We start from the raw sequence: 11,057 nt of genomic DNA, 5'->3' as shown, positions 1-11,057 counted from the left end.
CATCGCGGGCGTGGGCTTCGGGCTGGCGGCGCGAAGCACGGAGTCGAAGGTGTCGCGCAACGGCGGCGAGTGCGCCACGGCCGGAGCGTCCTTCACGGACTGCTTCGCGTCGCGGCTGGACGCGGGCCGGCGGCAGGCGCGCACGTCCAACGTGCTGCTGGGCGTGGGCGCGCTGCTGGGCCTCGGGGGCGCGGTGTCCTTCATCTGGGAGCTGCCATGAAGCAGTGGCTCGCCGCGCTGACGGGCGCCTTCGTCCTCACGCTGGGGGCGTGCACCTTCGCGCCGGACCTGTCGCGCTTCGCCGCGTGCGACGCGGCCGGGGGCTGCCCTTCCGGCACGTCGTGCCTCGCTTCGGAGAACCGCTGTCTGCCGGCCTGCGGTGAAGGCGGGCCCTGTGACGGGCCAGACCCCGTGGACGAGGTGGACGCGGGCACGAAGGGGGATGCGGGCACGGACGGGGATGCGGGCACCGAGGATGCCGGCGCGGCGGACGCGGGCGAAGTGGACGCGGGCAGCAACGACGCGGGCCCCTCCGCGCTCTCGCTGGAGTCCACCCTGCCGGAGGCCATCGAGGCCGTCGCCTACTCGGCGCAGCTCCAGGCCCGGGGCGGCACGCCGCCGTACACGTTCAACGCCACCGGCCAGCTGCCCGCGGGCATCACGCTCGACACCGAGGGCCGCGTCACCGGCACGCCCACGCGCGCGGGGGACCTGGTCCTCCCGGTGGAGGTGACCGACTGGAGCACCCCGGCGAAGCGCGCCAGCGGCAGCCTGACCCTGCGCGCCCGGCCGCTGCTGCGGGTCGCGGGTCCAGAGCCGCTCGCGGACGCCCCCAGCAATCGCGCCTATACCGAGCGCATCTCCGCCACCGGAGGCAAGGCCCCCTACACCTTCGCCCTCGCACCGGAGCAGTCGCTGCCGGCGGGGCTGACGCTCGCGGCGAACGGCGTCATCACCGGCACCACGACGCAGGCCGGGATGACGGCGTTCACGGTGGTCGTGACGGACAGCGACACGCCGCCCCAGTCCGTCACCGGCACGCTCTCCATCACCCTCACGAACGCCACCGGCAACGTCAAGCTGCTGTCGCGCGCGGTGCCCACCGGGCGCGTGGGCTCCGACTACAGCTACACCCTCCGGACGACCGGCGGCACCGGCTCGTTCAACTGGAGCGTGAAGGACGGAGCCCTGCCGCCGGGCATCCTCCTGGACACGAAGGAGGGCATCCTCTACGGCAAGCCCACGAGCGGGAGCGACTTCACCTTCCAGCTCAGCGCCGTGGACCTGCTGGCCAACGACTCGCGGTCCTACTCCCTGCACGTCGACTGAAGCGTCCGGGCCTCACGGGTAGCGGTCCACCACCTGGATGACGCCCGTGTTGTCCTGCACCACGGAGAAGCCCTTCATCGGGCTGGGGTACGCGATGAGGCCCTCGCCGTCCCGGTCCCAGCGCGAGTCCAGCAGCACGCCGCAGAAGGGCACCGACGTGGCGCCGCTCTCCGGGGTGAAGATGCGGTCGTACCGGCCGAACACGCGGTGCTTCGTCACGTAGAGCCGCCCGCCGATGCGCGCCCCCGGCAGCTTCGCCTCCCCTTCCGCCTGCGGCAGCGCGATGACGAAGCTGTAGTTGTACCGGGCCGGCCCCGGGTGGTCCTGGATGCTGTCCACGATGACGGGGATGCGGTCCCCCACCTTCAGCCCCAGCCGCTCCATCTGGAGCTGCGCGCCGCGAGGACAGCTCCCCTCCGGCGGCATCCACGCGGGCCGCGGCGCCTTCGCGGCGGCGTCCGGCCCGTGCTGACACGCGAGCGCGAACACGCCCAGCAGGGCCAGGCTCCAAGCCAGTCTCCAAGCCCTTCCAGGGCGGCGCGCACGGTCGGGTCGCAAGCGAAGGCCTCCGGTCAGAACGTCCCGATGCTGAAGTGGAACTGCGTGGGCGCCTCGTTGAGCGCTTCGTCGCGGTCCAGGTTGAAGCCCACGTCGAAGGCCAGCGGGCCCACGGGCGTCACGTAGCGCAGGCCCACGCCCGCCGCGTAGCGCAGCACGCCCGGGTCGAACAGCGTGCGGTCCTGCCACAGGTTGCCCGCCTCGAAGAACAGCCCCAGGTCCACCGCCGCGACGGCCGGCACGCGCAGCTCCGCCTTGGCCAGCGTGAAGAGCTCGCCGCCCTGGCTCGCGGGCACCTGGCCGGAGAGCACCGCCTTCAGGTCGTCCGGGCAGCCCGCGGGCGTGATGACCGCGCGGCACGCGGCCAGCCGCTGGTGCAGCACCTCGCGCACGTCCTGCGGCAGCACGCCGTCCTCGCGGAAGCCCCGGAGGCTGGAGGAGCCGCCCAGGTAGAACAGCTTGGACCCGATGTTCTGCGCCCCCTGCGTCAGCGGGACGATGGTGCCCGCGCGCGCGCTCACCGCCACGCTCGCGCGGCGGCCCAGCGGCGCGTACGCGCTCACGCTGCCGGACAGCTTCACGCCGTCGATGGGGAACTCCGGCACGCGGCTGCCCGCGACGTCCGTGGGGTGGACGCTGATGCCGCGCATGAACTCCACGCTGCTGCTGAGCACCATGCCCCGGCGCGGGTTCGCCGGGTCGTCGCGGAAGTCCAGCGTCATGGACGGGCGCAGCGAGTGCAGCGCGAAGTCGCCGTACGGGTAGCGCAGGCGCTCCTGGTCCGCGCGGTTGACCAGCTCCAGCACGCCCGCGCGCGAGCGCAGCCGGTTGTTCTCCAGTTCGTACTGGAGCGACACGTTCACCCACGACGCCAGCGCCCAGTCCGCGCCCAGCACCGCCGCGAACCGCGTGGACAGGTACGACGGCCGGTGCACGCGCTCGCCAATCAGGTCCAACCGCGCGCCAATCTCCTGCGGCGCCAGGAAGGACAGCCGGGGCTGGGACAGCGCCAGGTTGCCGCGCCCGCCCAGGCCGCTGAAGCCGTCCAGGTCGGACTGACACGCCTCGCCGGACAGCTCCCCGGTGGAGCACCCGGCCGGCAGCCGCGACGACGACAGCGCCTCCGCGCTCGCGCCCGCGTAGTTCACCTTGCCGCGCGCCAGCAGGTTCAGTCCCCGGCCGTCCAGGTTGCGCCATGCGGTATCCAGCGTGATGCGCGGACCGTCCACCAGGAAGTAGCCGCCGGACACCTCGCCGTCGATGCGCGGGCGCTCCTGCACCGTCACCAGCACGTCCTTGGAGGCCTCACGGCGGTTGGGGTCCGCCAGCGACACCTCCGCCTGACGGAACAGCCCCAGCCGCGACAGCCGGCGCTGCGCCTCCGCCAGCGCCTCCACCGACAGCGGCTGTCCGGGCTTCAGGTCCAGCTGCGCCAGCACCACGTCCGGATCCGAGCGCGTCAGCCCCTGGAGCAGCACCTGCCCCACGCGCACGCGGGGCCCCGGGTCCGTGCGGTAGGTCACCTGCGCGGAGGTGCCGCCCTCCTCCACGGACACGGAGTTGCTCACGCGCGCGAAGAGGTAGCCCTCGCGGCCCAGCCCCCGCTCCAGCGCGGCCTGCGCCTGGTCCACCTTCTCGAAGCTCAGCGGCGTCCCCGCGGGCAGGAGCAGCGTCACCCAGACGGGGTCCACCTCCAGCGGCATGCCCAGGAAGATGGGCGCGCGGATCAGCGCCTGGGGCCCTCCTCCACGTCGAAGTCCGCCTCCGCCGTGTGGTGGACCGCGTCCACCGTGAGGCCGCGGAAGGTCACCTGCGCGGACGCGAAGCCCTGCTCGCGGTAGGTCGTCGTCATGGCGTCCGCGGCCTCCAGCCACGCCTCCTCCACGTAGACCGTGGAGGGGTCCGGCGGCGACACCCCGCTCGCGTCCTGGTGCCGCGCGCGCCCTTCGGTCTCCAGCGGGTCCTCGCGCATGGGCAGGTCCAGCTCCGGCCACGTCTCCTGTGCCGCCACCTGGTTGGTGAGCATGGCGCGCAGCAGCTCCGACACGCGCCGCGTTGCCGTGGAAGCGCACGTCCGTCACGCGCAGCGGGGCGCCCTCGTCCACCTGGAAGCCCAGCACCGCCGCATCCCCGTCCGGCCGGAGGAACTCCCGCGGCCGCACGCGCGCGTCGTGGAAGCCGCGCCGCCGGTAGAACGCCTCCAGCCGCCGCGCGAGCCGCGCCGCCACGGCCTCGTCCATCGCCTCCTCGCCGTCGTAGGCCACCACTCGCGCCAGCAGCGAGCTGGGGAAGCGGCGGTTGCCCGTGAAGCGCAGGTGGAACGCGGGGCCCGCCGCCACCGGCACCGCCACGGACGCCTCGCTGTCCTCCACGACGACGGTGGGCGTGCCCACCCAGGCCCGCCAGTGCTGGCCCTCACGCAGGAGCGCCCGCAGCCGCTCCAGCCCGCCGTCCAGCTTCGCCCGGTCGAACACCTGGCCGGGCTTCATCCCCAGCGCGTCCACCAGGCGCGGCAGCGGCAGCGCGGGGCTGCCGGAGAAGGTCACCTGCCGCACGCGCGTGGGCTTGCCCTCCTCCACCACCAGCGTCACCGCGACGCCGCCCGCGGGCACCGGCCGCTCCTCCACCTGGATGTCGACGGCGTCGTAGCCCTTGCGCTGGTAGGCCTCGCGCACGGAGTCCGCCGCGGTGTCCAGCTCCTCCGGGTCCAGGGGCCCGCCCTGGAGCAGCCCGCTCGCGTCCAGCAGCTCCCCGGACGTGAGGACGTGGTTGCCCCGCACCGCCACGTGCGACAGCAGCGGCAGCGGCAGGAGCTGGAACACCAGCCGCACCCCGCCCGGCACGTCCTGGGTGAGCGCCACCACGTCCGCGAAGCGCCCCGTGGCGAACAGCCGCTCCACCGACCTGCGCACCGCGCCGGGCGTCAGCGCCTGGCCCTTGCGGAGCGTGACGAGCCCCGACAGCCCGTCCGGGGCCATGCCCTCCGGCAGGTGCAGCTCCACGGCGACCACGGCCGGCGCTTCGTCGTCGTGGCCCGCGGGCGCCGCGAAGGCGGGCAGCGCGCACACGAGGAGCAGCACCGCGGTCAGCGCGGCTACTCGACCTCCCAGCCCAGCTTCAGCTCGAGCCCGAGGTTTCCGAACGACGCCTGGCTGTTCTCGTTGTCCCACTGGGCCTGTGCGGAAAGACGGTCGTCGAAGCGGTACTCAGCGCGTGCCCGGGTACCTCGCCCACTCACGGGCTGGGTCATCCCGATTTTAAGCTGCTCGGACAGGAACTTCGACTCCAGTTGTGCGGTGGGCTCCGCTTGCCGGGTGGCGTCGTTGTAGGTGGTGGAGATTTGCAGGGACAGGTCCCTGAGGACGGGGTTGCTGGGCAGGAACCGGCGCACCTGCCGGTCCAGTCCCGACACGTTGAAGAGGGCCTCCGCCGCCAGACCGTAGCTCGCCGACGCGGCCGTGTCCTTGTCCGCGCTCGTCACCCCCAGTGTCAGCAGCGACAGGATGTCACCCTCCGTGAGCACCGGCTCCGACGAAAGCACCACCAGCGGGTTGGCCGGCCGGCCGAAGGCGTGCAGCTTCACCACGAACTCGCGCACGGACGTCTGCGCCTGCACCTCGAACACCGGGTCGATGCCGGACGCGTCGCGGAACTCCAGCTGCCCCTGCTCGATGGTGAAGAGGTTGTTGCGGAAGAACGCCTGGCTGCCCTCCGCGGCCTCCACGCGGCCCAGGAGCCCCGGCTTCACGTCCGTGCCGGTGAGCCGCACGTCGCCCAGCAGGCGGGCCTTCGCCAGGTTGTTGTCCACGCGCACGTCGCCGAAGTGCACGTTGACGTCCCAGGTGAAGAAGGGGTCCCTCGCGCGCTCGCCCCCGCCGCCCACCGCGAGCTGCGGCTTCTTCTGCATCGTCTTGAGCAGCGATTCGATGTCGAGCGGCTTCTGGTAGCGCAGCTTGACGATGTCCAGCCCGCCCGTGACGGTGGGCCCCGTGGGCGGCCCCACCACCTGCAACAGGCCGGACACGGTGAGCGGCAGGTCCTCCGTCATCCGGTACGGCACGGCGTCCAGTTGCAGCGTCAGCGCCAGCCGCTTGGGCACGAAGCGCTCCAGCCGGATGTCGCCGCGCGCGGACACCTGGCCCTCGTTGACCTGGGCCTGCAGGTGCTCCAGCAGCACGCGCTGGCCCGTCAGCTCCAGCCGGCCGGACATGCCGCGCACGGTGAGCGGCAGGTCGCGCATGGACAGCCGCACGTCGGACAGCTCCGCGGTGCCCACCACCGACGGCGCGTCCAGGGAGCCCGTCGCCTCCGCGTCCACGCGCAGCTGGCCGCCCACGCGCTCCATGCCCGGCAGCAGCGGCTCCAGGAGGCGCACGTCCATGCGCCCCTCGCGCAGGCTCATGGTCATGGCGCGCTTGCTCATCCAGCCGCCCAGCGTGACGTCCACCGACGCGCCGCTGAAGCGGAAGGGCTGCACGTCCAGCCGCCCGTTGCCGTACGTCAGCACCAGGGGGCCCTGGTTGCGCCCGCGCAGGTCGCCCCGCGCCAGCGACAGCTCCCGCACCGTGGCCGCCACCTGGTAGCCCTCCGGCTGCAACAGCGGGCCCTGCAGCGTCACGCGGCCCGCGAGCATGCCGGTGACGCCCGCGAGCGCCGGCACCTGGGGCAGCAGCGGCTTGATTTCGGGCAGCAGCAGGTCGACGGTGGAGTCGAAGAGGTAGGGCTCCTTCACCGTCATGGACAGGGAGCCCTGCGCGTCGCGGAAGGGGCGCCCGGTGATGCGCAGCTGCTTGCCCTCCTGGTGCAGCGACAGGTCCATGGCCCCCAGGTCGCGCGACGCGAAGGTGATGCGCGGCCCCTTCAGCGTGGCCTGGATGTCCGGCCTGTCCGCCGTGCCCGCCACGCTGCCCGCGAGAGCGAGCGTGCCCTGGATGCCCATCTCCTCCGCGGTCTCCGGGCCCACGGTCTCCGCCAGCGACAGGTTCTCGCCGCCGAAGCGGTAGTCCAGCGCGCCCCCCGCGAAGCCGAAGGAGCCCTCCACCCAGGTGCGTCCCAGCCGGCCGTCCAGCACGGTGCGCTCCAGCACCATCGCCTTGCCGTCCACGAAGCGCAGCCGCGCGGAGCCCGCGCCCAGCCGGCGCCCCAGGTACGTGGTGTCGCGCAGGTCGAAGGCCACCAGCCCCTCCAGCTTCTCCAGCGGGCTGTCGATTTCGACGCGTCCGGAGGCCGCGCCGGCGAACTGGCCTTGAATCACCGCGATGGACGGACTCAGGCCCGCCACCAGGTCCACCAGGTCCTCGGTGCGCCCCTGCGGCACCGTGACGTCCAGGCGCAGGTGCAGCAGGCGCGCGAAGGTGAGCGCCGCCTTGCCGAAGTACTGCGTGCGCCCCTTCTGGCCGGTGAGCGACGGGAACGACAGCAGCCCGTCGGAATACGAGAGCTTCGCCTGCGTCACGCCCAGGCCGAAGCCCCAGAAGGTGAAGTCGCGCAGGGACAGGCTCGCGTCCACCTTCACGTCCGAGTACGGCCCCACGATGGAGTAGTTCGCGGAGCCCCTCCCGGACCACGGCAGCTCCGCGATGTGGCCGAAGTCCGACAGCTCAAGCTCGCCGTTGCCCTGGATGTCCAGGCCGCGCGTGGTGTCGAAGTAGAGCGTCACGTCGCCGTGCACGCGCGAGCGGCCGGACTCCACCGTGAGGCGGGTGAAGGACACGCGGTCGCCCGTCAGCTTCACGGCCGTCTGCGCGCGGCCCCGCTCGAAGGTGAGCAGCGTCTTGCCGGCGCTCGGCGGCGCGTCGAACGCGCGCGTGGCCAGCGTGAAGTGTCCCGTGCGCAGGTCCAACGGGCCGGACAGCGACGGCCGGGGCAAGAGCGTCCCGGTGAGGTGCGCGGTCGCCGTCGCGGGGAAGTCCACCCAGGAGCCCGCCACGCCCGCGCGCTCCAGGATGCGCCCGAACGACGCGTCCTCCGTCTGGAGCGTCACGTCCACCGGCAGCTCCGGCGTGAGCTGGAGCGCGCCCGACAGCTTCACCTTGCCGCTCCCCAGCGGCGCCTCCAGTGACTCCACGCGCACGCGGTCCCCCGCGTACGACAGGCGCGCGTTGAGGCTCACCGGGCCGTACTGCTCATAGGCCAGGTTGCTCGCGGACAGGTCCGCGCCCACCGCGAGCGCGGACGGCCTCCCGGTGACGGACAGGCGCGTCCACAGGTGCCCGGTGGCCGGACGCGGCAGCAGCTTCGCCTGCGACAGCGTGCGCAGCGGCAGGAACACCTGCGCGTCCAGCGCGAGCACCGGGTGGCACAGCGTCTCCACGCGGCCGGACACCGTGGCGGTGATGGTCGTCGAGCGTCACCTCGCGCGCTCCACGTCCAGCAGCCCTCGTCGGGTCCAGCGCGCCGGTGAAGCCCAGCTGGCCAGCGTCAGCTCGTCCGCCGCCCGCGCCCAGGCGCACCAGGCCGCGCCGCGCGGCGACCTCCAGCTCCATCACGCCCCAGTGCTCCACCCACCCCACGTCCAGGTTCTCCACCTCCACGCCGCGCCCGTCCGGCAGCGCGAGGCGCACCTCCGCGCCGGTGATGTCCAGGCGCCCCACGCCCACGCGCGTCAGCGGCGTGAGCGGGCACGTGCCGTCGGGAGAAGGCGGGCTGGCCGAGGGCCGGGACAAATCCAACGCCACGCGCGGATGGCGCACGCGCACCTGGCCCAGCATGAGGCGGCGCGACAGGGGCGACAGGAAGCCCAGCGCCACCTCCGCCTCGTCGGCTGCGAACAGCGGCGTGTCCGTGCCGCGCGCGAACACCGACACGCCGTGCAGCACCACGCGCGAGCCCAGCGGATCCAGCTCGCACCGGCCGATGCCCACGTCCACGCCCAGCAGGTCCGGCAGGTGCCTGCGCGCCACGGTGCAGGCGGCGTCCCAGGTGAACGGCTGACGCAGCAGCAGGATGCTCCCCGACACCACGAGGAGCACCCACAAGAGCGCCTTGCGCGCAGCACTGTTGCGGCTGGGGAGGGACAAGCCGCTAGAGCTTACCGAGTCCCTCGAGGTAGCGGTCGATCTCCGCCAGGTCGATTTTCGTGTTCGCCGTCCGGGGCAGCGACGAGGCGGGAGCGCTCGCCCGCTCGCCTGCCTGGGCAGCAGCCGAGCCGCCCTGGAGTCCCAGGTTCGTCCCGATGCGGTGCACCAGCTCCGCGCTGATGGTCTCCGAGCGCGCCAGGAACGCCTCGAAGAGGGCGTTGTCGCACAGGGTGTTGATGACGCGCGGGGTGCCGCCGGAGTGCTCGTGCACGGCGAGCAGCGCCTCCGGCGTGAAGGGCATGCGCGGGCAGCCGGCCAGCCGCAGCCGGTGCTTCACGTACGCCTCGGTGGACTCCGCCGTGAAGGGCTCCAGCTTGTAGCGGAGCGCCACGCGCTGGGCGAGCGGCGGGTCCAGCTTCAGGTTCTTCTCGATCTCCGGCAGGCCGAAGAAGACGAAGGAGATGAGCTTGCGCTCCGGCACTTCCAGGTTCAGCAGCCCCCGGAACTCCTCCATGATCTCCCGCGTCTCCAGCATCTGCGCCTCGTCGATGAGGACGACGGCCTTCTTGCCGGACTCGTAGATTTGGAGCAGGCGCTGGTAGAGCTGCGACAGGAGCGCCAGCTTCTCCTGCGCGGGGTTCTCCACCCCCAGCTGGAGCGCGATGCGGCGCAAGAGCCACTGGGCGGTGATGCCCGAGTGGATGATGACGAGCAGCGCGGCCTCGTACTCGGACTCCGGAAGCGAGTCGAGCATGCGCCGGGCGAGCGTCGTCTTGCCCGCGCCGATGTCGCCCACGAGGATGGACAGGCCCTTCATGTAGCCCACGGCGTGCATCAGCCGGGTGAGGGCCTGCGAGTGCTGCGCGGAGTTGTAATAGAAGCGGCTCACCGGAGCGTTGGAGAACGGCTCCTGGGTGAGTTCGAAGAAATCGAGGTAGGTCGTCATCTCTCGCCGGGCCTCGTGGGGACGCGCTACACGTACCCTACTTTACGAGCCTTCGGCGCGCCCGCGGCTTGAACCGGCGCCGGCGTCGCGGGGCCCTTGTCAGCGCGGGGCAGCGGGTCCTCCTCGGGCGCGGTCACCGCGGACAGCCGCGTCACCTGCGACCCCACGTCGCGGTACTTCGCGTCCATCGCGGCCACGCGCTGGAAGTGGAAGAGCGCCTTGCCCTGCTCGTTGAGCGCGTCGTAGGCGCTCGCCAGCTCGAAGCCCAGCGCCTTGGCCACCTCGCCCGTCGCGAGCACGTTGGAAAGGCCTTCCTTGAACACCTGCACGGACTCTTCCGGCTTGCCGCGCAGCGTGTGCAGCATGCCAATCATCGTCAGGCAGTCCAGCTCGCGCTGGGTGCCCAAGCAGCCCTGGCGGGCCACGTCGAACTCATGGACGGCGTCGTCCAGCAGGCCCATCTCCTTGTAGGCGATGCCCAGGTCGTAGTGCGTGTCCACGTCCTCGGGCTTCACCACCTTGGCCAGGCCCTTCTTGAACTCGGCGAAGACCTCGTCCACCGAGTACTGGAAGTCCTCGTCCGCCGGGGGCACCGCCGCCAGCGACTCGCCGCCCAGGTCGTCCAGCTCACCGGCCAGCTGCGCCGCCAGGTCGAACGCGTCGCCACCCCCGGCGCCGTCGTCGAGCGACGCCTCCGTCACCGGCTGCACGGAGGGCACGTGGAGGGGCTCGGCAGGAGCCTCGTCCCCGGGGGCCGCGCCACCGCCGGCCTCCATCTCCTCCAGCCGCGCCATCAGCTCCCCGGCGCGCACGTGGCCCGGGAACGCGATGGCCACCGTCTCCAGAATCTCGCGCGCCTCTTCCAGCAGGCCCTGGTCCAGGAAGAACGACGCCTCGTCGCACTCCTCGGAGGCGGGCTCCTCCTCGGGCTCCGCTTCCGGCTCCGGCTCCGGCGCCTCCGCCAGGGCCTCGGGCTCCGGTTCGGGCTCCGGCGTGTCCTCGAGCACTTCGGCCTGGGGCTCGTCGTAGGACAGCTCCTCCACCTGCGCGAGCACCATGTGCGCGGCGGTGGGCTCGTCGTCCTCGTCGCCCAGCGACATGCCCCCCGCGTACGCGGGCTCTTCCGCGGGCGCCGCGAAGCCTTCCTCCAGGCCGGCGTCGTCCAGCGCGGACGCGTCCAGGGGCGCGAGCCCCACGCGCGTGGG

The 11,057-nt window shown here is 72.7% G+C and carries 6 protein-coding genes and 2 pseudogenes; 2 read left to right on the top strand and 6 right to left on the bottom strand.

The window, feature by feature from the left end:
• Together ACLEQD_RS26690 and ACLEQD_RS26685 are read left to right on the top strand one after the other, a co-directional pair.
• Positions 1-220, top strand: a pseudogene (locus tag ACLEQD_RS26690) (hypothetical protein); the annotation flags it as partial.
• Positions 217-1,329, top strand: coding sequence for an Ig domain-containing protein (locus ACLEQD_RS26685; RefSeq protein WP_410387778.1), 1,113 nt, complete (start codon positions 217-219; stop codon positions 1,327-1,329). The pseudogene ACLEQD_RS26690 and the gene ACLEQD_RS26685, both read left to right, overlap by 4 nt.
• A gap of 12 nt (positions 1,330-1,341) precedes the next feature.
• Here the strand turns inward: ACLEQD_RS26685 and ACLEQD_RS26680 are convergent, their stop codons facing one another.
• The 6 genes and pseudogenes from ACLEQD_RS26680 to ACLEQD_RS26655 form a co-directional block, all read right to left on the bottom strand.
• On the bottom strand, positions 1,342-1,818 hold the full coding sequence (locus tag ACLEQD_RS26680; RefSeq protein WP_410387777.1) for a hypothetical protein: 477 nt from the start codon (positions 1,816-1,818) through the stop codon (positions 1,342-1,344).
• A gap of 83 nt (positions 1,819-1,901) precedes the next feature.
• Entirely contained in the window at positions 1,902-4,967 is a 3,066-nt protein-coding gene (locus tag ACLEQD_RS26675) for a POTRA domain-containing protein (RefSeq protein ID WP_410387776.1), read from the bottom strand.
• Positions 4,968-4,981: 14 nt separating this feature from the next.
• Positions 4,982-6,097 carry a translocation/assembly module TamB domain-containing protein gene (locus ACLEQD_RS26670; protein ID WP_410387779.1) on the bottom strand — a complete coding sequence of 372 codons (1,116 nt, stop codon included), beginning with the start codon at positions 6,095-6,097 and terminating at the stop codon, positions 4,982-4,984.
• Positions 6,098-8,012: 1,915 nt separating this feature from the next.
• Positions 8,013-8,906, bottom strand: coding sequence for a hypothetical protein (locus tag ACLEQD_RS26665; RefSeq protein ID WP_410387775.1), 894 nt, complete (start codon positions 8,904-8,906; stop codon positions 8,013-8,015).
• 4 nt (positions 8,907-8,910) lie between these two features.
• Positions 8,911-9,852, bottom strand: a complete 942-nt coding sequence (locus ACLEQD_RS26660) for an ExeA family protein (RefSeq protein WP_410387774.1) — start codon at positions 9,850-9,852, stop codon at positions 8,911-8,913.
• Between the two features lie 26 nt (positions 9,853-9,878).
• A pseudogene (locus tag ACLEQD_RS26655) lies at positions 9,879-11,057 on the bottom strand (hypothetical protein); the annotation flags it as partial.

It is taken from the genome of Corallococcus sp. 4LFB (genome assembly GCF_046520365.1).
GTDB classification, from domain to species: domain Bacteria; phylum Myxococcota; class Myxococcia; order Myxococcales; family Myxococcaceae; genus Corallococcus; species Corallococcus caeni.
This window is presented reverse-complemented; position numbering and strand designations above follow the sequence as displayed.